Here is a 22851-nt window from a genome sequence, read left to right on the forward strand (position 1 = left end):
ACTGTTCGATCAGACAAAACAGGCGAGATGCCCATGCCGGGTTACGGCCGATCGGGCCTGGAATCTAACGGGCTATCTCCGCCTGCCGTCACTATGCGCGTGACAGATCGACAGATACAGGAATCTCGATGTGTTCATCACTTCGGGATTCCGGGTCTGAACTCCAGCCGGCTTCGCCGTCCTCCGTTCATCCCGGAATGACGAGTGAGGAAACGCAGCCTCAAAAAAACACCAGATCCTGCGCCTTGCCGCCGCGCAGCACCGTCGCGTATTCGATCGCGGCAAACAGTCCACCCGCCACATAGATCTTGCGCGGCACGGCGCGCGCCAGTTGCTGGCTGAGGCGCACCGCGTCTTCCATGGCATTGGCCACATGAATGCGCGCCGCCGGATGAGCCTTGCGCGCCGCGGCGCCGACCACGCGCGCATCTGCGCCCTTGTGATAGGCACGGGTACAGACGATCGTATCGAAATTGGGCGCGAGGTGTTTGGCGATATCGTCGACATTCTTGTCGCCGGACACGCCGAGCACGAGCAACCAATTGTCATCGCCATGGATGGCGCGAAGGCTCTTCAGGGCCTGTGCCACGCCATCAGGCGTATGGCCGACATCGATGACGGTGAGGGGATCGCGCTGAACGATCTCGAGCCGTCCCGGCCACTTCGTATCGCGCAGGCCGGTCCGAACAGCATGATCGATGGCACTGGTGGTCGCATCCGGATGCATGCGCTGCATCCAGAGAATGAACAGTGCAGCCGCTATGGCGGCGTTGTTGAGCTGGAATTCGCCGGCCAGCATGAGTTCGAGCGCGCGCAGATCGAATGCGCCCAGCCGGCAGTTGAAGGCCTGCGCCTTGGCCGAGGCAAAGACGTTGCTGATCGTGATCTCGGCGCCGACATGCAGGCCGGTGACGTTGCGGTTGCGATTGTACTCGGCGAGATTGCTGCGCATGGGCAGGCAGTTCTCGCCATAGACGACCGTGCCGCCCGAGATGCACGCATCGCTCTTGTCACAAGCGATCAGCTCCAGCGAGTTGCCGAGCAAGTTAACGTGTTCGAGATCGACCGAGGTGACGCAGGTGATGTCGGCGCCCACCAGCCGCACCGGATCGTAGCGTCCGCCGATGCCCGCCTCGAACACGGCGAATTCGCATTCGGTCTCCTGGAAATACAGACAGGCCAGCGCGAATTGTGCTTCGAAGGCGCCAAAGACCTCATCCAGCGTGTGCTGCTTGAGATCGGCGATGGCGGTAGCGACTCGCAGCACCAGCGCTTCGAGCAACTCGTCATCGACCGGGACGCCGTCGATCTGGAAGCGCTCGTTGAAGCGGTAGAGATGCGGCGAGGTGAACAGCCCGGTCCGCAGGCCGAAGGCGCGTCCGATGCTGGCGCAGAATGCCGCCGTGCTGCCTTTGCCGTTCGAGCCGGTAACGACCACGGAATGTTTGCGCAGCCTGATACGATCGATGGACAGCGCATCGAGCAGCTGGGACAGCCGCGCGAGGCAGAGGCCATCGCCATATTTGGGCAGGTTAAACATCGAGCAGGCCGATCGCCGTGAATGTATGCCGCCAGATGCGCAGGATAAGATCCTCGCGGCCGCTATCTTCGAGAAAGCGGATCGAGGGATTGGCATTGACCTCGATCACGCGCAAGGCCGCAGCATCTCCGTCGATATCCGTAAACAGGTCGACCGCGCCAGCGCGCAGGCCGAGCGCCTTGGCGGCCTGCAGCGCCATCGCAAAGGCAACAGTTTCGTTGCCCGGCGCCGCAAAGCTCATGCTGCCGCCTGCGCTGCGATTCATCCGGCCGGGAATCGCACGTCGCTCGCCATATGGCAGCACGCGATCGAGCGTGGTGTCATCGAGACCTGTGGTGGCCGACGAAATCCCGTGGCGGTCCAGCGCGGACGTCTCCGCGGCGATCAATTGCCTGAGCGTTGACTTGCCGGTGCCCGTCACAAAGGGCGCCGTCTTCTGTGCGCAATACACGACCTCGTCGTCGAGGATGAACACGCGATATTCCTGGCCGGTATAGATGCGCTGCATCAGGATCGCGTCGTAATACTGCGCAACCTGCCTGAGATAGGCCATCAGCGCATCGCCGCCTGCGACAATCTCCGCAAAGTCGCCGCGCGATCCCATGAGCGGTTTGATGAAGGCCCGGTCGCCGAGTTCGGCGAAATGCCAGACGGCGTCGGCATGTTCGTGGCCGGGCGGGCGATGGGCGCGATAGCGCTCGTGCAGGAAGAAGTATTTCCCGCCCAGGGTCGGGACGCCGGCGCGCTCCATCAGCACGTTGGCGAAATACTTGTCGTTCGCCAGCGTCGCAGCCGTGGCGTTGTTCTGCGGAAAGAACGAGCCGCGTCCGGCGCCGAAGGATGCGCTCCTGCCATTGCGGCCGACAGTGAAGATCAGACCCGTTCCGCCATCGATGTCGGCGAAATCCAGCCCGAACTGGCGGCAAGCGTATTCGGCATAGATCGACTGGTCGGGATAAAATGGGGGCCTTCCGGCCCGGATGTCGCGAAGGGATGTCATCAAGGACCAGGCCGACAATTGAACGAAAAGCCGCCTGCGACGACTTTAACGGGGTGGCCGGAAACTACCGGATCGGGATCGGGCGATCCAGCCGGATACCATTAACGGTGTCCGGCAAGAAATTGAACGAAACCTCCCATATCGGGTAATTTAATGTCGCGGCCAGATGGGCTGTTGCTGCATGGGTAACCTGCTTTGGAAATTAATCGACCGCCTCCCTCAGTCCGCAATTGCACTTCATGGCTACTTTGACTAATTGTCATTCGCAGCTGCGAGAACCAAAATTAGCCAATAGCCGCAATGGTTTCTCGGCATCATGACGCGGCAAACAATGGACTTGTTCTAAAAAAGCCCGCACTGGAAAATCAAATCTCATGAGCGCCTTTCACAGAGAGAAAGTTCTTTCTGTCCAGCATTGGACCGATACACTTTTCAGCTTCAAAGCCACCCGCGACACCTCATTCCGGTTCCAGAACGGCCAGTTCGCCATGATCGGCCTGGAAGTCGATGGCAAGCCGCTGCTGCGCGCCTATTCGATGGCCAGCGCGAACCACGAGGAAGAGCTGGAATTCTTCAGCATCAAGGTGCCGGATGGCCCGCTGACCTCGCGCCTGCAGAAGATCAAGGAAGGCGACACCATCTTGGTTGGCCGCAAGGCCGTCGGCACGCTGATCACCGACAATCTTTTGCCCGGCAAGCGCCTGCTGATGCTCTCCACCGGCACCGGCCTCGCGCCGTTCGCCAGCCTGATCAAGGACCCGGACGTCTATGAGCGCTACGAGCATGTGGTGCTCGTGCATGGCTGCCGTCAGGTTTCCGAACTCGCTTATGGCGAGCGCCTGGTCGCCAAGCTGGCCGAGGACGAGCTGTTCGGCGAGCTGATGAAGGACAAGTTCACCTATTACCCGACGGTCACGCGCGAGCCGTTCCGCAACCGCGGCCGGATCACGGACCTGATCGCATCGTCGCAGCTGTTCAACGATATCGGCCAGGGCCCGCTGTCGATCGAGACCGACCGCATCATGCTGTGCGGCAGCCCCCACATGCTCGAAGACCTCAAGGTCATGTTCGAAGAGCGCGATTTCATCGAGGGCAGCGGCTCGAAGCCGGGCCACTTCGTGATCGAGAAGGCGTTCGTCGAGCGCTAAGGCAGCCCGACACCATCAAAATTCACTGCACTGCAAAACCCGCGCTCCGGCGCGGGTTTTGTCGTCTGGGGCCCTCGCTTTTTGCAACAATTCGTTGAGCGTAGCGCGCTAGATTGAGCACTCTGGTGCAATGCTCTCCGGCAACGCGTTTGTGATGTTTGCGTCATCGGGTCTGTGTAACGCTAGCGCCATTCATGTCAGGCAGGATCTATATGGAAACGTTGATGCTCCCCCTTTCGCCGCGCTTCATCGTTTTGACGATCTGCGGCGTTGCCACCTTGCTGCTGGTCGGCATCGGCATTCACGATCCCAAGGTCATCCCTCTCGTTGTCATCCCGGTCATCGTCTTCGGCGGCCTGACCGTGCTTGGCATTCACGACGTGCTGCAGAAGGACCATGCGGTTCTGCGCAACTATCCGATCTCGGCGCATATCCGCTTCCTGCTCGAAGAAATCCGTCCGGAGATGCGGCAGTATTTCTTCGAGAGCGAAAAGGATGGCATGCCGTTCAGCCGCGACACGCGTGCGGTGGTCTACCAGCGCGCGAAGATGGTGCTCGACAAGCGTCCCTTCGGTACCCAGAAGAACGTCTACGAAGAGGGCTACGAGTGGATGCATCATTCGGTCGCGCCGCGGCCGCATGCGGTTGAGCAATTCCGCATCACCATCGGCGGCCCGGATTGCCTCAAGCCGTATTCGGCCTCGGTACTGAACATCTCGGCCATGAGCTTTGGTGCACTCAGCCCCAATGCGATCCGGGCGCTAAATGCCGGCGCCAAGCGTGGCAACTTCGCCCATGACACAGGCGAGGGTGGCGTCAGCCCGTATCACCAGGAAATGGACGGCGACCTGATCTGGGAGATCGGCTCCGGCTATTTTGGTTGCCGCACACACGATGGCAACTTCGATCCCGACGCCTTCGCGAAGCTTGCCGTCAACGATCAGATCAAGATGGTCGAGCTCAAGATCAGCCAGGGCGCAAAGCCCGGCCACGGCGGCGTGTTGCCTGCGGCGAAAGTGTCGGAAGAAATCTCGCGCATTCGCGGGGTCGCCATGGGCGAGGACTGCATTTCGCCGGCCTATCACAAGGCGTTTTCAACGCCGATCGAGATGATCGAGTTCATCGACAAGATGCGTCGGCTGTCCGGCGGCAAGCCCGCCGGCTTCAAGCTGTGCATCGGCCATCCCTGGGAATTCCTCGCGATCTGCAAGGCGATGCTGCAGACCGGCATCTATCCAGATTTCATCGTGATCGATGGCAATGAAGGCGGCACGGGCGCGGCGCCGCTGGAATTCATGGACCATCTGGGCATGCCGATGCGCGAGGGCGTCAACTTCGTGCACAATGCGCTGATCGGCATCGGCGCGCGTGACCGCATCAAGATTGGCGCCTCCGGCAAGATCGCGACAGCCTTCGATATCGCCCGCGTCATGGCGCTGGGCGCCGACTGGTGCAATTCGGCGCGCGGCTTCATGTTCGCACTGGGCTGCATCCAGTCACTGAGCTGCCACACCGATCGTTGCCCGACCGGTGTCACGACGCAGGATCCCACGCGCAATCGCGCGCTCGCCGTGCCACAGAAGACCGATCGCGTTTACAACTATCACGAGGCGACGTTGCATGCGCTGGCTGAGCTGATTGCAGCAGCCGGGCTCGATCATCCGCAGGATATTCGCCCGATCCATTTCTCGCATCGCGCCTCCAGTACCGACGTCCTGTCCTTCACGCGGATGTATCCGGCGCTGCGCCACAACGAGTTGGTCGATGGCACTGGCGACAAGCGCTTTCGCGATGCATGGGAGATGGCGCAAGCGGGTTCGTTCCTGCCAGCGGCTCTGGAACGTTCGGCCTAGATATCGTAGCCCGGATGAGCGCAGCGATATCCGGGACCGTGCGTGTGGCGATCCCGGATATCGCTGCGCTCATCCGGGCTACAAACGGCGCAGGATGTGTTGTCAGAACTCGCCGTGCAATCGGCCTGAGAAGATCGAGACCGGCCCGCGATCCTTGTTGTAGGCAGGGTTCACAATCAGCTGGTAGTCGGCCGTGAGGGTGAAGTTCTTGTCGATGGCATAGGCGTAATAGGTTTCGAGAATGCGCTCGGTGCCGTAATTCAGCCGTCCGTCGCCGATCAGCAATCCGTTGCCGCCGGCGGCGAGGAAGTCGCGATGCGCAGCGGACAGGCCGTTGATCGCGCCGCCCAGGCCGATCGTGTCATTGGCGCGGCCCCAATGGCTACCCTTGATCGATACGCCAGCAGAGACGCTGCGGTCGATATCGGTGAAGGACAGGATCTCGTTCTGGCCATCGTTCCAGCTGACGCGCCCGAAGATGCCAACGTCAGTGGCAACCTGCTGCTCACCGTTGACGTAGAAGCCGTATTTGTCGCTGGCGCGGCGGATCGAGGACATCACGTCGTTGATATCCAGCGTGGGATCATTGGCCTCGATCGCTAGGGCGCCGCGATAGCTGCCGGTATTGCCGCGATTGATGAAGGCACCGACGCGCAGCTTGCCGGGCTGGTCGAAGATCTGGTGACGCTCCTCGAATTCGACGACCGCGCCGCCAGTCTTGAACGTCAGGACGTCGTTGTTAGGCTGCGCCGGCACTTGAAACAGGCCGGCTCGGATCGCCCAGTCCTTGCGATTCAGTTCAACGATGGCGCCGCGGGTGAAGCCCGGCAGATCGGCTGGAAAGTCGTAAGCGGCCGATGACCACATCGCCCAGTTCATGAAATCGGCGCGCGGATCCTTGGCGTAGGAATTGCCATCGAAGAAATCACCCACCGCGAACCGCCCGACCGTGAGCGTAATGCGGTCGATGTCTCGCTTGCCCACGAGCTGATTGGCTGCGTCCGGGACGTCTTCCTGCTCGCCGCCGAGGCCAAGCGTCTGGCGGAAGTAATAGCGCTGCATGCGAAAGCGCGGAAACGGCGCGCCCCCCTTTTGCGCCTCGCCATTGGGGAAGCCAGCGAGGCCGAGTGTGGAGTTGAGGCCGAAGCCCTGCGCCAGCTCGGGATTGAGATAGAGCTCACCGCCCTGCCACAGTCGCCAGCCGAGGAACGCCGTCGTCGTAAAGGTCTCGCGCCCTTGGCCGCCGCCGGGAAGGCTGTTGGTGCCTTCATAGGGCGAGCGAATCCGCGGATAGGCGGATGCGATGAAGGTGGTCTGGGCGTGGACATTCCAGTCTGTCGATTCCGGCAGCAGAGTCTTGCCGGCGATGGGTGCTGACGGCGACCATGGCGGCGTGTCCCACAGCCGATAATTCAAGCCGACTTTGACGGTGTGAATATTCGGATCAACGCTCACATTCGGCAGCCCGGCATTGCCGAGGTCATAGGTCTGCCGCATCAAATCGAGATAGGCGTATTCGGCCTTCGCAGTCCAGTTGCCGCCAACGGCAAATTCGACGCCCGCGCCGGCGGTCCAGCCGAAATGATCGCGGGTTGTCGATGACAAGAGATCGCCGTCGGCATCATTGAGATTGAGCTTGGTGCGTCCCCACGCCACGCCACCGGTGACGTAAGGCATCAACGCGCCGAACGCGTAGCCGATGCGACCGCGCGCGGTCGCAAAATAATCGAAGGTGGTGTGGAACGGCACAGGCGTCAGCCGCGCGGGGTCCACCGCGCTGATGAATGTGGCGTCGGCCTCGATGCCCAAAACGACATTGTTGTTGAACTGTCTGTTGTAGCCGACCTGGTAGCCGCCGATCAGGCCGGTCGGCGAAGGCGGCAGGAGAACGCCCTGCGCTGGCAGCGCGTTGGTGCCGGGACCAAAGGTGCCGCCGCCATAGCCGATGTGACCACCGAGATAAAACCCGGTCCAGTCGTAAACCAGGCGGGGCGCTTTCAGCGCCATGCCGGGCGAGATATCGGCTGCGATCGCAGAGCCATCGAACGCCAGTGCGCCCAGCGCAAAACCGGCCAAAACGCGCTTCACGACAATGCTCGCGGTCGGTCGGGGTACTTCATGCGGCCGTCATTTCTCGCTTTAGGTCCTTGCCGATCACGCAACGAACCGTTTGATATTCCATAAAAATAGCCGATTCGACCATGCCTGCAGGGTGTCGAAGACACCTTTGAGACAAGCCGAGCCAAATGGGCAACCACCATTCGTTAATCACTATTGCGACTAATTCGCAATAGCAAGAGGTGACTGGAGGGCATGTTTCAAGTGGCAGCTGATCATGACGATTGGATAACGGTGGCTGGCCGACGCGCCTCAGGCAGGCGGCTCAGCGATCGCAAAAGAAGACCCGCTCGGGGGGACAACCGAGCGGGTCTGGTGCGACACGGGGTGGATGAGGCGCCCGTGTCGGACGCAAATCCACTTCAGTCGATCAAGGGATTAGTAGTTGCAGGTCCGGACGCGGCCGACATAGTTGCCGTAGCCGTCATACTGGCGGACCCAGCCGCAGCGATATCCGTAGCCGTAGTAGCCGTTGTTGGCGGCAATGGCGCTACCGACGACGGCAGCGCCGACAACACCGGCAGCGATGCCGAAGCCGATGCCCGGGCCCTTGGCCTGAGCCTGCTGGGACGATGCCATGGTGCCGGCAGCCGTGAGAGCAACGAGAGCGAAAGCAGCAATCTTGGACTTGATCGACATGGGATAACTCCATCCTGTTGAAGTGCAGCCATCGTGGCCTGCATGCCAATCAGTCGGAGCCCAAACGGATCAGGTTCGAGACCCGGTCGAACTATTTGGTTTCAGGATTGTGTCGTCATCCGCGCGGAATATGTCGTCGCGCGAATCGCGCAATCCGCGGTTAACCACACCTCACACGCCGGCATCCGGTTCGCGATCAAACGCTGTCACGTCGAAGCGATGCATGTCCGCGAGTAATTCGCAGAACGCTTTTGCGCCGTGTGCCAGCAGTTTCTCACCCTTGTCGGCTGATGCTTGCGTGGCGTCGCCGATCGCGCCGCTGGGATGGAGGTCTTCGGCCTGCCACGCGAATGGCGCGGGTCGACTCGCCGACAGCCAGCGATAGGTCTTCTCCATCGCGATCGCTGACGACGCGAAGTTTGCGATCTTGTCGTTGCGCACGTGCTGCGGATAGCGCGCCAGCATGATCGATGTTTCCACGGCGCCGCCATGAATCCCGTGACGCAATTCTTCGTCGGTGAACAGGCCATCCGGCGCGCCGAACCGATTCCATCCGCTGGTGGCGACCAGCATGCCGTATTCGGCGCGCAAGTCCTGCGCCGCGAGCGTCATCGCTGCGCTGTTGCCGCCGTGACTGGTCACGATCACGAGTTTCTGAACACCAGCGCGCGCGACGCTTTCGCCGATCGCGGTCCAGGTCTGCAATGCGATCTCGGTCGGCAGGGTCAACGTACCGGGGAAGGCGAGGTGCTCGGTTGAAATGCCTACAGGTTGAAGCGGCAGAAACGTCGCCGGAATATCGGCAGGCAGCAGGCGTTGGACCTCTGCAAGATAAGCCTCCGCAATCATGACGTCAGTGCCGAGGGGCAGATGTGGTCCGTGCTGCTCGGTCGCGGCGAGCGGCAGCACTGCAATCCAGGAGGCCGGATCGCTCTGGGCGATGTCGGGCCAGTGAATGGCAGTCCAGTCGCGGGGCGGCATGTTGGCAGTCATCAAGGTGCGTTTCTTTGGTCAATTTTGCAGGGTAGTCTGGCAGCAGATTGCTTCCTATCATGGGCCATAACGGTCGACGGAGTCCAATATGAGCCCGATATCCCTGCTGCGCGCGTTAACCATTGGCGCACTGGCCGTGATGGCCGCGCGGTCGCCCGCTACAGCGGAAACCAGGCTCGACAAGGTCAGTTTCGGAACGAACTGGGTGGCCGAGGCCGAACACGGCGGCTTCTTCCAGGCGGTTGCGGACGGCACCTACAAGAATTACGGCCTCGACGTCACCATCGTGCCGGGCGGCCCGAATGTGAACAACCGCATCCTGTTGATTTCGGGCAAGCTCGACTTCTTCATGAGCGCGAACACGCTGCAATCCTTCGATGCCGTCGCCAATAATGTGCCGGTGGTCGCTGTTGCCGCGATCTTCCAGAAGGACCCGCAGGTCTTCCTGGCGCATCCGAATCCCAAGGTGACCAAGCTCGAAGATCTCAAGCCGATGACGCTGCTGATATCGAAGGAAGGCGTCGCCGGCTATTTCCAATGGATGCGATCCGAGCTTGGCTTCAGCGCGTCCAAGGTCAAGCCTTACACCTATAATGCGCAGCCTTTCATCGTCGACAAGAATAGCGCGATGCAGGGCTATGTCACATCCGAGCCGTTCGTCGTCGAGAAGCAGGCCAATTTCAAGCCAACCGTGATGCTGCTCGCGGATTACGGTTTCGATGGCTATTCGACATTGATCGAAACGCGCCGCGAATGGGTCGACAAGAAGCCGGACCTTGTCCAGCGTTTCGTCGATGCCTCGATGATTGGCTGGTACAATTATCTCTATGGCGACAACAAAGCCGCCAATGAGATCATCAAGAAACTCAACCCGGAAATGACCGATGACCTGCTGGCCTATTCCATCGCCAAGATGAAGGAATACGGCATCGTCGACTCAGGTGACACGCTGAAAGACGGTATCGGCGCAATGAGCGAAGCGCGTGTTGCCAGCTTCTTCGACAAGATGTCACGCGCAGGCGTGGTCAAGCGCGACATCGACTATCGCAAGGCCTATACGCTGCAATTCATCAACAAGGGTGTCGGTCTCGATCTCCGGCCGAAGAAGTAGCCCGGCAGATGGTCGAACCTGCCTTGTCGTCGAGCGATACCCCCACCGCCGTGCGCCTGCGCGGTGTCACGAAGGTCTATGACAACGGCACCGTGGCGTTAGGACCTCTTGATCTCGATATCCGCAAGGGCGAGTTCGTCTCGCTGTTGGGCTCGTCCGGCTGCGGCAAATCTACTGCATTACGTCTGATCGCCGGCCTGATCGCGCCGTCAGCGGGCACTTTAGATGTCGCTGCGCAGAGCAGCGGTCACGCCATCGGTTTCGTGTTCCAGGAGCCGACGCTGATGCCGTGGAGCACAATCCGGGAGAATGTACGGCTGCCCTTGAAGCTGGCGCATATGCCGGATGCTCAATCGAGCGCGCGCGTGAACGAGGTGCTGGCACAGGTCGGTCTCACGGAATTTGCTGGAGCCTATCCGCGCGAATTATCGGGTGGCATGAAGATGCGGGCGTCGCTGGCCCGCGCGCTGGTGACCGAGCCGGATATCCTGCTGATGGACGAGCCGTTTGCGGCGCTCGACGAGATCACGCGCTTCCGGCTCAACAACGACTTGCTGGCGTTATGGCGCGAACTCGGCAAGACGGTCATCTTCGTCACCCATTCGGTGTTCGAGTCGGTTTATCTGTCGCAGCGCGTTGTGGTGATGACCTCGCGGCCAGGTCGCGTCAGCGCCGAATGCCGTATCGTATCTGCTGAACCGCGCGACGACGCGTTTCGCACCTCGATGGCCTATGCCGGCTATTGCCGCGATGTCTCGCAAGCACTGATCGCGGCCAGTGACGAGATGGCCAATGCCGCAAAGGCGCGGGCATGAAAGGTCTGGAGCCACTGCCCGCAGTCGATCGCGGTTCGGTCGTGCCGGGCAGCGATATGCAATGGCAGCGCATCGTCTGGCCGGTGGTCGTGTTCGTCGCTGGAATCGTTTTGTGGGATCTTGTCGTCCGGATCGGCGAAATCCCGCCCTATCTGTTGCCCGGTCCCGTGCTCGTCTTTCAGACACTGATCGCCGACTGGTCGGTCCTGTCTGAATCGCTCGGCGTGACATTGCTGACAGCGCTGGAGGGCTTCATCGCCGCGGCCGTCGGCGGCATCGCGCTGGCGCTGTTGTTCAACCAGTCCAAATGGCTGGAATATTCCCTGCTGCCCTATGCTATCGTGCTGCAGGTGACGCCCGTCATCGCCATCGCGCCGCTGATGCTGATCTATCTGCCGCAGCAGACTGCCGTCGTCGTCTGCGCCTGGATCGTGGCGTTCTTCCCGGTGCTGGCCAATACGACGCTGGGCCTCAATTCGGTGGATCGCAATCTGGCCGGGTTGTTCCAGCTCTATCGCGCATCGCGTTGGCAGGCGCTGCGCTATCTGAAGCTTCCGGCGGCACTGCCGTTCATACTTGGCGGATTGCGCATTGCCGGCGGATTGTCGCTGATCGGCGCGGTGGCGGCGGAAATCGCCGCAGGTGCGGCGGGCGCAGGTTCAGGCCTCGCCTACCGCATTTCGGAATCCAGCTATCGCCTCAATATTCCCCGAATGTTCGCCGCGTTATTGTTGCTGTCCGTTGCGGGGATTGTGATTTATATGCTGCTCGCGCTGGTATCCCACGGGTTGTTGCGGCGCTGGCATGAGAGTGCACTGCGAAAGGAAAAATAATGGGGACGGGAATATCTTCGGACAAAATCGACCTGCTGATCTATGGACCGACGAAGCCGCTGATCAATAATGGTTTCTCGGATCAGTTCGTATTGCATAAGTATGAAACCCAGCACGATCTCGAACGGTTGCCGGCGGGTGTCGCCGAGAAAATCCGTGGCATCGCCGTGACCGGCCTGGTGCCGACCAATAGCGCGGTGCTGGCGAAATATCCTAAGGTCGAGATCATCTCCAGCTTCGGCGTCGGCTACGATCACATCGACGCTAAATATGCCGCCGAAAATGATATCCTCGTCACCAACACGCCGGACGTGCTGACCGAGGAAGTTGCGGATACGGCGCTCGGCCTGTTTATCGCCACTGCCCGCGAATTCATCAAGGCGGACAAATATGTCCGTTCGGGCCTGTGGCTGACACAGCCTTATCCGCTCACAGTCGGCTCGCTGCGCGACCGCAAGGTCGGCATGGTCGGCATGGGCCGCATCGGTCAAGCGATTGCGCGCCGTCTCGACGCCTCGCTGGTGCCGGTGGTCTATCACTCGCGCAACCCCGCTGCCGGCGTCTCGCACAAACACTATCCTAACCTGATCGAGATGGCGAAGGCGGTGGATACGCTGATCGTCATTACGCCGGGCGGACCGTCGACGGCCAACCTGGTCAATGCGGAAGTCATGCAGGCGCTCGGTCCGCGTGGCATCATCATCAATATCGCGCGTGGCTCGGTGATCGACGAGCCGGCGCTGATTGCGGCGCTCAAGTCGGGCACCATTCTGGCCGCGGGCCTCGATGTGTTCGCACAGGAGCCGAAGGTGCCGGACGAGCTGAAGTCCATGCAGAACGTCGTGCTGCTGCCGCATGTCGGCTCGGCGTCGGTGGTGACGCGCAACGCGATGGATCAGCTGGTGGTCGACAACCTCAAGCTCTGGTTCGCCGGCAAGGCGCCGACGACGCCGATTGCGGAAACACCGATAAAGGGACGCTGATCGTGAGACTCGCGTCGGGGCGTCGTCGATATTTTGCGCTGGCAGTTGCCGGTGCGATGCTCGTCGGCGCGCCGGCGCGAGCTCAGGATGCTGCCACCCTTCGGAAAAACATGATCGGGCAGTGGGAGCTCTCCACCACCGAACGCAGCAAGACCTGTGTGGTGACGCTGAAGAATGACACGTCACCACAGGGGCTGAAGCTCGAACTCGAACCGGATTGCGCGAAGGCGCTGCCCTTCACCAAGGATATCACAGCCTGGAACATCAAGGGGCTCGATATCGTCCGGCTGCAGAATCCGACGGGCGAAGCGGTGATCGATTTCACCGAAGTCGAGAGCGGCATCTTTGAAGGCATTCGTACCGGCGAGGGCGTCTATATCCTGCAGAACCTGGCGGCCGCCCGCTCGCTGACCAAGTCGATGGACCAGATGATTGGCGACTGGTCGATGGTGCGCGGCAGCGGCCGCATGGTCTGCGGTCTGACGCTGACCAATACCGAGACGACCCAGGATAATTTCGCCGTGTTCCTGAAGCCGCGCTGCGACCCCCTGGTGGCGAATTTCAATCCCAAGCAGTGGCGCCTCGAACGCGGCGAATTGCTGATGATGTCGGCCTCAGGCGAGATCTGGCATTTTGAAGCCGACGACAACGCGCAGTGGCGCCGTGTGCCGGATAGTGCTGACCCACTCATCCTGCTGCGGCAGTAAATTGGTCGCTCCGATAAAAGACGGCGTAGCTACCGCGGCTGGGGCAATTTCCGCGCGTGGATATTGTCAGCGGATCGCTGCCGGCCAGGCGTAAGACTGTTCTTCCCGAAACTCGGTGGAGCGACGGTAGAAGACTATTCTGATATTGCACTGCGTGATCGGGCTGTCCGCCAAATTCGCCGAGTTCGAAATCTCAGTCGGGTTCGAACCTATTTTCGTTGTGAGTTACCAAGATGGAATGGTTCAAATCCGATTGGAGGGTGAGATGAAATTTTTCGCCTTGGCTTTTTCGTGCCTTTTATTCTTCTCAATGCCTGCCAACGCAAATGACGCAGACACCTTTAATGCAATGGCCGCATTGGCGAACAAGGGAGACGCAGAAGCGCAATATCATGTGGGCATGATGTACAATAATGGCATCGGCACACAACAGGATCGTACGCAGGCCTTTGAGTGGTTTCAAAAATCAGCTGCGTCGAACGACCCGTTGGGAGCCTATAAGCTTGGTTGTTACTATGACGGGCAAGGCGCAGGCATCGTGGAGTCAGACTCGGATCAAGCTTTAAAGTATAAGCTTGTTTCTGCCGAAGCAGGCTACGCGCTTGCGCAGCACGATGTCGCCAATCTGTATGACAAGCGGGGAAATTCAGAAGAAGCGCTCAAGTGGTGGAAGAGGGCGGGCGATCAGGGATATCCCGGTGCTCTCTTTGGTTTATCCCGTTTGTATTCTGCCGGAAAAGGAGCGCCAAAGGATCTATCTTTGTCGTATGCGTATTTCAAACTCTCGAAGCTGGCGCCCGCGAAAAATGTGAATGAGATGGCTGCACTGTTGTCCGAACACGAACTCAAGAACGCAGAAAAACTGGTGTCCGAATGGAAGCCGCGGACAACTGCTTTAACACTCAAGGCAAAGAGCGGTATTCGAGCAGCAGAAGAATACGTCAAAGCCTTCAAAAACTAAGCGTTCTGATTTGCCTTAGATCAGCTTCAGCCCCTTCAAACTCGAATGGCCGTGTTTACCGACGATGATGTGATCATGCACCGCGATGCCGAGCGGGGCGGCAACATCGATCACGGCCTTGGTCATCTGTACATCGGCCTGCGAAGGTGTCGGATCGCCGGACGGGTGATTGTGCACCATGATGATGGCCGTCGCGGATAGTTCGAGGGCACGCTTCACCACCTCGCGCGGATAGACCGGTGTGTGATCGACAGTGCCGACCTGTTGCACCTCGTCCGAGATCAACTGGTTGCGCTTGTCGAGGAACAGGATGCGGAACTGCTCCTTGTCGGCGAAGGCCATGGCCGTGCGGCAATAGTCGATCACTGTGGCCCATGACGACAATGCGGTGCGCTGTTTCAATTGCCCCTTGGCGACGCGGCTGGTGGCAGCGGCGATCAGCTTGATCTCGGTGATGGCGGCTTCACCGAGCCCGCCGACTTCGCGCAGTCGGGTGTCCGGGGCATGCACGGTTTCGGCAAAGGAGCCGAACTTGGTGATCAGCGATTTTGCCAGCGGCTTCACATCCCGACGCGGCAACGCACGGAACAGCACCATTTCCAGCAATTCGTAGTCGCTCAGCGCATCGGCGCCGACACTGCGAAAGCGCTCCCGCAGTCGCTCCCGATGGCCATGATAATGCGGCGCTTCGGCAAGACCCGGCGGCGCAGTCGGATCGATGGGGCTGACGGGCATGTGGCGCAAACGCTCGCATGGACATTATCCGCGAGCATGCCGTGCCCGGCTGCATTTGCAACCAGAAAGTGTTCGTTGCCGTGTGACGATTTGAAGTTTAAGCGGCGGGCGTCGGTGGCTGTTCGTTATGCCGCTTGGATAGTGTGAAAATCTCAACGCCAGTCGCCGTCACGCCGACGGTGTGCTCGAACTGTGCCGATAGCGAGCGGTCGCGGGTCACGGCGGTCCAGCCGTCGGACAGAACCTTCACATGCGGCTTGCCGAGATTGATCATCGGCTCGATGGTGAAGAACATGCCAGGGCGCAAGGTCACGCCTTCGCCGGGGCGGCCGACATGGATGATGTTCGGCTCATCATGGAACATGCGGCCGAGGCCATGGCCGCAGAAGTCGCGCACCACGCTCATCTGCTGCGGTTCGACGAAACTCTGGATCGCATGGCCGATGTCGCCGGTGGTATTACCAGGCTTGACCACGGCGATGCCGCGCATCAGCGATTCATAGGTGACCTCGACCAGTCGCTCCGCCTTGCGGGCGAGTTCGCCGACGCCATACATACGGCTGGAATCGCCATACCAGCCCTCGACGATGAAGGTGACGTCGACATTGACGATGTCGCCTTCCTTCAGCGCGCGGTCGCCGGGCATACCGTGGCAGACCACGTGATTGATCGACGTGCAGGTCGAATAGCGATAGCCGCGATACATCAGCGTGGCCGGAAAGGCGCCATGGCTGAAGGCGAATTCCCGCACGAAGTCGTCGATCGCCGAAGTCAGCACACCTGGCTTTACCAGATCGGTCAGCTCGTCCAGGCACAACGACACCAGCGCGCCGGCCTTGCGCATGCCGGCAAAAGCGGCGGGACCATGTAGCTTGATCTGGCCGGTTTTGCGCTGGGAGGTTTCGGAGGCTTCGACGTAGCTCATCAGGTGATCTTGCCAGGCAGGATGCGACGGGAATGTGCGATTTGAGGCCCCAATTTAATGGCTGGGGCGGTCAGCGCAAGCCAAAGCAGCCCCTCCAGGACCTCATCGCTCGGTCCCCACGCCAGCCATATTCATGGCTGAATCGGCACTCGGCCGGCCAGAACGATGCTGCCGTGGTCGATCCGGCAGGTATAGGCGATGGCTTCGACGCCTGCGGCGCAGGCCTTGTCGAAGGCGCGGCCATAGGCCGGGTCGATATCCCGCGCCAGCGCGAAAGCTGTCGAGGAGCCGATCTGGACCACGAACAGCATCACGGCCCGGGCGCTTGCGGCGACCATGGCGGCCAATTCGTCGAGATGGCGGGCGCCACGCGCGGTGACTGAATCCGGGAACTCGGCCAATCCCGGCTGGCGCATCATGTGGACGTTCTTGACCTCGACATAGCAGGGCGGCCGTGACGGGTGTTCCAGCAGGAAATCCACCCGCGATGCCGCACCATATTTCACCTCGCGGCGGATGGTGTCGTAGCCGGCGAGTTCGGGGATCGCGTTGGCGGCCAGCGCCTCGGCGACGATGGCATTGGGGTGCATTGTATTGACGCCGACCAGTTCCGGGCCATTGCCGAAATCGGCTTCGATCAGCTCCCATGAAAAAGGCAGCTTGCGGGTCTTGCTCGGCGACTTCGACAGCCAGACCCGCGCGCCCGGCGCCTGCAGGCCGAGCATCGCGCCGGGATTGGCGACATGGGCGGTGATCATGCTGCCATCGGCGAGCTCGACATCGGCAAGGAAGCGCTTGTAGCGCCGCAGCAGCGTCGCTGGAACCAGATCGGCCTGTAGCTTCATCGGAACTATTCCGGACCGGATGCGACTTCGACGATCGTTTCGACCGGCAGTGCACCGCCACGGATCTTCAGCTCGCGGACCGGATAGGGCACGCGGATGCCCTCACGCTTGAAGGCATCCCACAGTCCCAGCATCACCTCGCTCTTCACGGCATCCATGCCATCGGGCGAGTCGATCCAGAAGGTCAGTGAGAATTTCATGCCGGCTTCGGCGAATTCAGTGAGGATGCAGTTCGGCGTCTTGGCCGTATTGGCCCGTGGCGATGCCGTTGCGACGTCGATAGCCAGCTTGCAGACGACGCGCGGATCCGCATCGTAATTGGCGCTGAAATTGACCTTCACCAGCGTGTCCTTGTCCGTATAGGTCCAGTTCACCACCTTCTGGGTAATGAGGTCCTCGTTGGGGATCAGGAACTCGCGGCCGTCGCCCGCGGCGACGGAGATGTAGCGCGTATTCATCGCGCTGATGCGGCCGGAGCTGTCACCGATGGTGACGAGGTCGCCGGGCTTCACCGATTTGTCCGCCAGCAGGATTACGCCGCTGATGAAATTGGCGACGATTTTCTGCAGGCCGAAACCGATACCGACACCGACTGCGCCGGAGAACACTGCGAGCGCCGAGAGGTTGATGCCGACCGCACCCATGACGAGAGCGACGGCGAACACCATCAAGAGCAGGCGCACGAGCTTGATCAGCAGGACCTGGATCGAGGGTGTGAGGTCATGGGACTGCCTGATCCGGCCTTCCAGAAAATTGCTGGCAACGTTCGACAGCCACAGCGCCACCGCGAGCAAGACGCCGAGCTTGATCAGCAGCAGCGGCGTCAGCCGGAGGCCGCCGAGATCAATCCCGTTCGCATCCAGCATGGTGATGGTCGGCTGCAACTGGCCGACGATGCTGAGGGCCGCCACGAGCCAGGCCGAGATCGATACCAGCCGGACCAGGAATTCGTTACGGATCACGCTGGTGACAAGCCGGATCACCAGCCAGGCGAGTGCAAGCTTTGCAGCCACCGACAGCAAATAGCTGCGGCTCGGCCATGTCACGCTCAGCATGATCACGCGGTCGAGGGTCATCAGGATCGCAAAGGCCGCGGTGGCTGCGCTGCCGACGAGAATGCGCATGAACATGCGCAGTGGCGCCGGCCAGCCCATCGCCAGCGAGGTGATATCGACCCGCGAGCGGATTGCGGCCCCGATGGCGAAGGCAATGCCACCACCGGCCATCATCAGTCCGAGCTGCAGATAGAACCACGGCGAGGTTACCTCGGCGCCGAACGATCGTGCGGTTGCCAGCACGAATTCGTGGGTGTCGGTCAGGTCAAGCATCGCGCGGCTCTCGTTGTCGTGAATGTATCGTGTGGTGTGGAATTATCGCTGGACGGTGCATTTGATTCGGATGGGCAGAGATTCACACAAGCACCACGTTGGCGCCATCGAGCGGAGCTTCCGCCTTGAGCAATTCCCGAGAAATATACCTGCAAATAGGTATCACGCAGAAAACGTTTGGCGTCTCGGGATGACGACGATAAGCATGGATTTACAAGTATTTCCGGCCTCGGAGCCTCATGGCGTCACTTGATTCCGTCAGCATTGCCATCCTTCTCGGCGCAGTTCTGGTCATGGCCGGCATCCTGTCCAGCCTGCTTGCGCTTCGCTTCGGCGCGCCCTTGCTGCTGTTCTTCCTGTTTATCGGCATGGTGGCCGGCGAAGCGGGCCCCGGCGGACTGCGGTTTGACGATGTCCATACAACCTACGTGGTCGGCTCGGTTGCACTCGCGCTGATCCTGTTCGACGGTGGCTTGAAGACACGATTTCAGGCCATTCGCGCGGTGCTGGCCCCGTCGATGGTGCTGGCCACGATTGGCGTGTTGTTGACGGCGTTGATCACGGCGCCGGTCGCCAAATATGCCCTCGACCTGAACTGGACCCAGGCGCTGCTGACCGGCGCGGTGGTGGCTTCCACCGACGCGGCGGCTGTTTTTCTGCTGGTCCACGCGCAAGGCCTGCGCCTCAGGCCGAGGGTTGGCGCGACGCTTGAAGTTGAGTCTGGAACGAACGATCCGTTCGCGGTCTTTCTGACCCTGACGCTGGTCAAGCTTCTGTCGCTGGGGGACGCCTCCGCCGGTCATGTGGCAATGGAGTTTATTCAGGAAGCCGTGCTGGGCACCCTGATCGGCGTCGTCGGTGGCCGACTGGTTGTCCTGGCCATGAATCGCGTGGCGCTGCCGCAGGGGCTGCATGCGCCCTTCGTCTGCACCGCGGCTTTGGTGATCTTCGGGCTGGCTCAGATCGCTCACGCCTCGGGCTTTCTGGCGGTCTATCTTGCCGGCATCATCATCGGCAATCGTCCGACGCGGGCGCACAATTCCGTGGTGACGTTCCTCGACGCTGCGACGTGGCTGGCGCAGATCGTGATGTTCGTCATGCTCGGTCTTCTGGTGTCGCCGGAGCGGCTGGTGGGCAGCATCATTCCGGCGGTCGGTGTTGCCCTGGTTCTGATGTTCGTGGCGCGCCCGGTCGCGGTCTTCCTGTGTTTGCAGCCCTTCCGCTTCAACTGGCGCGAAAAGATGTTCGTTTCGTGGGTCGGCCTGCGCGGTGCCGTCGCAATCTTCCTCGCCTCGATTCCGATGCTGGTCGGTCTGCCCAAGGCGTCGCTGTATTTCGACGTTGCTTTCGTGGTCGTGATCATCTCGCTGTTGTTTCAGGGATGGACGCTGGCTTTTGCCGCCCGGAAGCTGCATGTCGCTCTGCCGCGCACCGACAGGGGGCCGCGCCGTATCGAACTCGATCTGCCAGGTCAGCTCGAACAGCAACTGGTCGGCTATGCCGTGCGCCCGAAGAGCCTCTACCTGAAACGCAACCTCATTCCGTCGTGGTCGAAGCCGACGCTGGTCATTCGCGATGAGCGCATCCTGACGCCGGCGGAGGCCGAGCCTGTTACGGCTGGCGATTACATCTATCTGCTGGCGCCGCCGGAAAAGGCCGAGGCGCTGGATCGCTTCTTTGTCGACATGCCGCCGAGTACAGCGCCGGATCCGCATCTGCTCGGCGACTTCATGGTGTCGGGTGAAATCACTCTCGGCGACCTCGCGGCGATTTACGGTATCGCTGTCGATCCAGCCCAGGCATCGCTGACGCTGGCCGATTATTTCGACATCCACCTCGATCATGCACCGACTGTTGGTGCCGCCTTGCCGATCGACAGCATCGATCTCGTCGCGCGCAGCCTCGGCGGCGGGCGTGTCAATGTGGTTGGTCTGCGTTTGCCCGAAGATGAAGATCCCGCGCCGCCGAAGCTGACACGCAGGCAAGCCCTCAAGGGGAAACTGAAGCGAGGCTGGACCACGCTGTCCGGCGCCTGATTAGCTCAGGCTGCCGGGATGATACGCGGGAGGATCTCGGTGCCACCGAAGGCCGCGACACGGCCACGCTTCAGCATCACGACCTGCGTCGCCAGTTGCCGCATTTCGTCGGCATCGTGACTGACGAAGACCATCGGCACATCGCCTGCATCGCGCAGCCGCTTGAGGTAGGGCAGGATCTCCGCCTTCCGCTCCTCGTCGAGCGCCCCCATCGGTTCGTCGAGCAGCAGCAGCCGCGGTTGCGATAGCAGCGCACGTCCCAGCGCTACGCGCTGGCGTTCACCGCCCGAGAGGCCGCCGGGACGACGATCGAGCAGATGTCCGATATCAAGCATCTCCGTAATGCGCGTTTCCTCAGCGGGATCGCGTGTCAGGCGGTTCATTCGGCGACCGTAATCGAGATTCTGCGCGACGCTCAGATGCGGAAACAGTCGCGCGTCCTGAAACACGTAGCCGATGCGGCGACGATGCGGCGGGACGTGGATGCGCGCGCTGCCGTCATAGAGCACGTCACTATCCACAGCGATGATGCCGCGATCCGGCTGCACAAGACCCGCGATCATGCTGACCAGCGAGGTCTTGCCCGCACCTGAGGAGCCGAACAGGCCGGTGACGCGGCCTTCGCTGGTGAAGGCGACGTCGACTGAAAATTCACCGAGTTGTTTGAACACATCCACGCGCAACACGATCAGTTTCCGTGCAGCCGTTGCGTCGCGCGGCGCGCGAACCATTCCGAAGCGATAAGCGCCAGTACGGCGATGCCGATGGAGATCATCACCAGACGTGAGGCTGCCGCGTCACCGTCGGGCGTCTGGATCAACGAGTAGATTGCGGAGGAAATCGTCTGGGTCTCGCCGGGAATGTTTGAGACGAAAGTAATGGTGGCGCCGAATTCGCCGATGGCCTTGGCGAAGCCGAGCACCATGCCGGCCAGGACGCCGGGCAGCGCCAGCGGCAAGGTCACGGTCGCAAACACCTTCCAGGGCGATGCGCCGAGCGTGCTCGACGCCTGTTCGAGCCGCCGGTCAACCGCTTCAATCGAGAGCCGGATCGGCCGCACCAGTAGAGGGAACGACATCACGCCGCATGCGAGCGCGGCACCCGTCCAGCGAAAGGCGAAGACGATGCCGAGATGTTCGGCGAGCCAGGCGCCGAGAAGGCCGCGTTTGCCGAGCAGCAGCAGCAGCAGATAGCCCGTGACGACGGGCGGCAGCACCAGCGGCAGATAGATTATGGCGTCGATGATCGGCTTACCCCAGAAGTCACGCCGCGCGAGCAGCCAGGCGACGCCGATTCCAATCGGCGTCGAGATCAATGTCGCGATCACGGCGACCCTGACTGAAAGCAGGATCGCCGTCCATTCTTCAGGGGAGATGTCGGACACGTGTCAGGACGTCGGCTTGACCAGGAACGTGAAGCCGTACTTCTCGAGAACCGTCTTTGCGGCCGATGACCTCAGGAAGGCCAGATAGTCGGCAGCTTCGGTTTTCGCGGTGGTGGTCGCCGCGACCGGATAGATGATCGCCGGGTGCGAGTCCGATGGGAAGGTGCCGATGACCTTCACGCCCGGATCGATCTTGGCATCGGTCGCATAGACGATGCCAAGCGGAGCTTCACCGCGCGACACCAGCGTCAGCGCAGCGCGTACGCTCTCGGCCATGGCGAATTTCGACTCGGCAGCGGTCCAGCTGCCGAGCTTCTCAAGCGCGGCCTTTGCGTATTTGCCGACCGGGACCGACTTCACATCGCCGGTGGCGATCTTGCCGTCGCCGGCGAGCTTGGCGAGATCGAAGCCTTGACCGATGGTGACGTTGTCGAGCTTGGCGTCCTTGGCGGCGATCAGCACGATGCTGTTGCCGAGCAGGTCGGTGCGCGTCGCCGTGTTGATGTTCTTTTTGCCGATGGCGTAGTCCATCCAGTCGGTGTCGGCCGAGACAAAAATGTCGGCCGGCGCGCCTTGTTCGATCTGCTTGGCGAGCGCCGAGCTTGCAGCATAGCTGGCGGTGATCTTCACGCCGGTCTTGGCAGTGTAGGCGGCATCGAGCTCGTCGAGGGCGTTCTTCATCGACGCTGCGGCGAACACGGTGAGGGCTTTGTCCTGCGCATGGGCAGGCGTGAAGGTCGATCCGAGCAGGATCGAGAACGCAGCGAAAAGTCCGGCAAAACGGTTCATGTGGCGCTCCATGCGTGAGCGCAGCGCAAAGTGCGCGCAACTCAGGCGTTGGTTGGGTGGGACATGCGACAGGCGGAAGCGCCGTTCCGGCAATCCCGAGGACTTACG

Annotated in this window: 21 protein-coding genes; 9 read left to right on the plus strand and 12 right to left on the minus strand. The window is 61.1% G+C overall.

Annotated features, from left to right (window positions below):
• Positions 1–220: 220 nt before the first annotated feature.
• The gene (locus A4A58_RS15980; RefSeq protein WP_068733811.1) at positions 221–1540 is read right to left on the minus strand and encodes a bifunctional folylpolyglutamate synthase/dihydrofolate synthase; all 1320 of its coding nucleotides are present in this window, start codon (positions 1538–1540) and stop codon (positions 221–223) included.
• Complete coding sequence (locus A4A58_RS15985; protein WP_068733813.1) at positions 1533–2540, minus strand: ATP-grasp domain-containing protein; 1008 nt, start codon at positions 2538–2540, stop codon at positions 1533–1535. The genes A4A58_RS15980 and A4A58_RS15985 overlap by 8 nt, the downstream gene beginning before the upstream one ends.
• 374 nt (positions 2541–2914) lie before the next feature.
• Here A4A58_RS15985 and A4A58_RS15990 point away from each other — a divergent pair, with 374 nt between their 5' ends.
• Together A4A58_RS15990 and A4A58_RS15995 are read left to right on the plus strand one after the other, a co-directional pair.
• Positions 2915–3688 carry a ferredoxin--NADP reductase gene (locus tag A4A58_RS15990; RefSeq protein WP_068733815.1) on the plus strand — a complete coding sequence of 258 codons (774 nt, stop codon included), beginning with the start codon at positions 2915–2917 and terminating at the stop codon, positions 3686–3688.
• Positions 3689–3900: 212 nt separating this feature from the next.
• On the plus strand, positions 3901–5541 hold the full coding sequence (locus A4A58_RS15995; RefSeq protein ID WP_068733818.1) for an FMN-binding glutamate synthase family protein: 1641 nt from the start codon (positions 3901–3903) through the stop codon (positions 5539–5541).
• A 102-nt stretch (positions 5542–5643) separates the two neighbouring features.
• Here A4A58_RS15995 and A4A58_RS16000 read toward each other — a convergent pair whose 3' ends face one another.
• From A4A58_RS16000 to A4A58_RS16010, 3 genes are all read right to left on the minus strand, one after another.
• Positions 5644–7629, minus strand: coding sequence for a carbohydrate porin (locus tag A4A58_RS16000; protein ID WP_244499786.1), 1986 nt, complete (start codon positions 7627–7629; stop codon positions 5644–5646).
• A gap of 408 nt (positions 7630–8037) precedes the next feature.
• The gene (locus A4A58_RS16005) at positions 8038–8298 is read right to left on the minus strand and encodes a hypothetical protein (protein WP_068733822.1); all 261 of its coding nucleotides are present in this window, start codon (positions 8296–8298) and stop codon (positions 8038–8040) included.
• A 171-nt stretch (positions 8299–8469) separates the two neighbouring features.
• Positions 8470–9291, minus strand: a complete 822-nt coding sequence (locus A4A58_RS16010) for a creatininase family protein (RefSeq protein WP_068733824.1) — start codon at positions 9289–9291, stop codon at positions 8470–8472.
• Between the two features lie 88 nt (positions 9292–9379).
• On the opposite strand from A4A58_RS16010, the gene A4A58_RS16015 reads away from it, so the two are divergent.
• From A4A58_RS16015 to A4A58_RS16040, 6 genes are all read left to right on the plus strand, one after another.
• Positions 9380–10402: an ABC transporter substrate-binding protein gene (locus A4A58_RS16015; RefSeq protein ID WP_081421896.1), complete on the plus strand. Its 1023-nt coding sequence runs from the start codon at positions 9380–9382 to the stop codon at positions 10400–10402.
• Positions 10403–10410: 8 nt separating this feature from the next.
• Entirely contained in the window at positions 10411–11217 is an 807-nt protein-coding gene (locus tag A4A58_RS16020) for an ABC transporter ATP-binding protein (RefSeq protein WP_068733830.1), read from the plus strand.
• Positions 11214–12050 carry an ABC transporter permease gene (locus tag A4A58_RS16025; protein ID WP_433993630.1) on the plus strand — a complete coding sequence of 279 codons (837 nt, stop codon included), beginning with the start codon at positions 11214–11216 and terminating at the stop codon, positions 12048–12050. The genes A4A58_RS16020 and A4A58_RS16025 overlap by 4 nt, the downstream gene beginning before the upstream one ends.
• Positions 12050–13033, plus strand: a complete 984-nt coding sequence (locus A4A58_RS16030) for a 2-hydroxyacid dehydrogenase (protein ID WP_068733832.1) — start codon at positions 12050–12052, stop codon at positions 13031–13033. The genes A4A58_RS16025 and A4A58_RS16030 overlap by 1 nt, the downstream gene beginning before the upstream one ends.
• Before the next feature lie 56 nt (positions 13034–13089).
• On the plus strand, positions 13090–13740 hold the full coding sequence (locus tag A4A58_RS16035; RefSeq protein WP_068733834.1) for an AprI/Inh family metalloprotease inhibitor: 651 nt from the start codon (positions 13090–13092) through the stop codon (positions 13738–13740).
• Positions 13741–14005: 265 nt separating this feature from the next.
• Positions 14006–14701, plus strand: a complete 696-nt coding sequence (locus tag A4A58_RS16040; protein WP_158005690.1) for a tetratricopeptide repeat protein — start codon at positions 14006–14008, stop codon at positions 14699–14701.
• A 15-nt stretch (positions 14702–14716) separates the two neighbouring features.
• On the opposite strand, the gene radC is transcribed toward A4A58_RS16040, so the two are convergent.
• The 4 genes from radC to A4A58_RS16060 form a co-directional block, all read right to left on the minus strand.
• Complete coding sequence (gene radC, locus A4A58_RS16045) at positions 14717–15436, minus strand: RadC family protein (RefSeq protein WP_068733838.1); 720 nt, start codon at positions 15434–15436, stop codon at positions 14717–14719.
• Between the two features lie 97 nt (positions 15437–15533).
• Positions 15534–16361, minus strand: a complete 828-nt coding sequence (gene map / locus A4A58_RS16050) for a type I methionyl aminopeptidase (RefSeq protein WP_068733840.1) — start codon at positions 16359–16361, stop codon at positions 15534–15536.
• 131 nt (positions 16362–16492) lie between these two features.
• Complete coding sequence (gene sfsA, locus A4A58_RS16055; RefSeq protein ID WP_068733842.1) at positions 16493–17206, minus strand: DNA/RNA nuclease SfsA; 714 nt, start codon at positions 17204–17206, stop codon at positions 16493–16495.
• Positions 17207–17211: 5 nt separating this feature from the next.
• Positions 17212–18534 (minus strand): mechanosensitive ion channel family protein, encoded by a 1323-nt coding sequence (locus A4A58_RS16060; protein ID WP_068733844.1) that lies wholly within the window; start codon positions 18532–18534, stop codon positions 17212–17214.
• A 239-nt stretch (positions 18535–18773) separates the two neighbouring features.
• Between A4A58_RS16060 and A4A58_RS16065 the strand changes: the two genes are divergently transcribed.
• Complete coding sequence (locus A4A58_RS16065) at positions 18774–20570, plus strand: potassium/proton antiporter (RefSeq protein ID WP_068733846.1); 1797 nt, start codon at positions 18774–18776, stop codon at positions 20568–20570.
• Positions 20571–20575: 5 nt separating this feature from the next.
• On the opposite strand, the gene modC is transcribed toward A4A58_RS16065, so the two are convergent.
• From modC to modA, 3 genes are read right to left on the minus strand one after another with little or no spacing between them, the layout of a single operon-like run.
• Positions 20576–21256, minus strand: a complete 681-nt coding sequence (gene modC, locus A4A58_RS16070; RefSeq protein WP_068733910.1) for a molybdenum ABC transporter ATP-binding protein — start codon at positions 21254–21256, stop codon at positions 20576–20578.
• Positions 21257–21258: 2 nt separating this feature from the next.
• Complete coding sequence (gene modB, locus A4A58_RS16075; protein ID WP_068733848.1) at positions 21259–21954, minus strand: molybdate ABC transporter permease subunit; 696 nt, start codon at positions 21952–21954, stop codon at positions 21259–21261.
• A gap of 3 nt (positions 21955–21957) precedes the next feature.
• The gene (gene modA, locus A4A58_RS16080) at positions 21958–22743 is read right to left on the minus strand and encodes a molybdate ABC transporter substrate-binding protein (RefSeq protein WP_068733911.1); all 786 of its coding nucleotides are present in this window, start codon (positions 22741–22743) and stop codon (positions 21958–21960) included.
• Between the last annotated feature and the right edge of the window lie 108 nt (positions 22744–22851).

The sequence above is a fragment of the Tardiphaga robiniae genome, from assembly GCF_001618955.1.
GTDB classification, from domain to species: Bacteria; Pseudomonadota; Alphaproteobacteria; order Rhizobiales; family Xanthobacteraceae; genus Tardiphaga; species Tardiphaga robiniae_A.

Bases quoted from the DNA above. Each gene is read 5' to 3' on its own strand.
- A4A58_RS15980 (WP_068733811.1), bottom strand. From the start codon at position 1,540: ATGTTTAACCTGCCCAAATATGGCGATGGCCTCTGCCTCGCGCGGCTG.
- A4A58_RS15985 (WP_068733813.1), bottom strand. From the start codon at position 2,540: ATGACATCCCTTCGCGACATCCGGGCCGGAAGGCCCCCATTTTATCCC.
- A4A58_RS15990 (WP_068733815.1), top strand. From the start codon at position 2,915: ATGAGCGCCTTTCACAGAGAGAAAGTTCTTTCTGTCCAGCATTGGACC.
- A4A58_RS15995 (WP_068733818.1), top strand. From the start codon at position 3,901: ATGGAAACGTTGATGCTCCCCCTTTCGCCGCGCTTCATCGTTTTGACG.
- A4A58_RS16005 (WP_068733822.1), bottom strand. From the start codon at position 8,298: ATGTCGATCAAGTCCAAGATTGCTGCTTTCGCTCTCGTTGCTCTCACG.
- A4A58_RS16010 (WP_068733824.1), bottom strand. From the start codon at position 9,291: ATGACTGCCAACATGCCGCCCCGCGACTGGACTGCCATTCACTGGCCC.
- A4A58_RS16015 (WP_081421896.1), top strand. From the start codon at position 9,380: ATGAGCCCGATATCCCTGCTGCGCGCGTTAACCATTGGCGCACTGGCC.
- A4A58_RS16020 (WP_068733830.1), top strand. From the start codon at position 10,411: ATGGTCGAACCTGCCTTGTCGTCGAGCGATACCCCCACCGCCGTGCGC.
- A4A58_RS16025 (WP_433993630.1), top strand. From the start codon at position 11,214: ATGAAAGGTCTGGAGCCACTGCCCGCAGTCGATCGCGGTTCGGTCGTG.
- A4A58_RS16030 (WP_068733832.1), top strand. From the start codon at position 12,050: ATGGGGACGGGAATATCTTCGGACAAAATCGACCTGCTGATCTATGGA.
- A4A58_RS16035 (WP_068733834.1), top strand. From the start codon at position 13,090: ATGCTCGTCGGCGCGCCGGCGCGAGCTCAGGATGCTGCCACCCTTCGG.
- A4A58_RS16040 (WP_158005690.1), top strand. From the start codon at position 14,006: ATGAAATTTTTCGCCTTGGCTTTTTCGTGCCTTTTATTCTTCTCAATG.
- radC (WP_068733838.1), bottom strand. From the start codon at position 15,436: ATGCCCGTCAGCCCCATCGATCCGACTGCGCCGCCGGGTCTTGCCGAA.
- map (WP_068733840.1), bottom strand. From the start codon at position 16,361: ATGAGCTACGTCGAAGCCTCCGAAACCTCCCAGCGCAAAACCGGCCAG.
- sfsA (WP_068733842.1), bottom strand. From the start codon at position 17,206: ATGAAGCTACAGGCCGATCTGGTTCCAGCGACGCTGCTGCGGCGCTAC.
- A4A58_RS16060 (WP_068733844.1), bottom strand. From the start codon at position 18,534: ATGCTTGACCTGACCGACACCCACGAATTCGTGCTGGCAACCGCACGA.
- A4A58_RS16065 (WP_068733846.1), top strand. From the start codon at position 18,774: ATGGCGTCACTTGATTCCGTCAGCATTGCCATCCTTCTCGGCGCAGTT.
- modA (WP_068733911.1), bottom strand. From the start codon at position 22,743: ATGAACCGTTTTGCCGGACTTTTCGCTGCGTTCTCGATCCTGCTCGGA.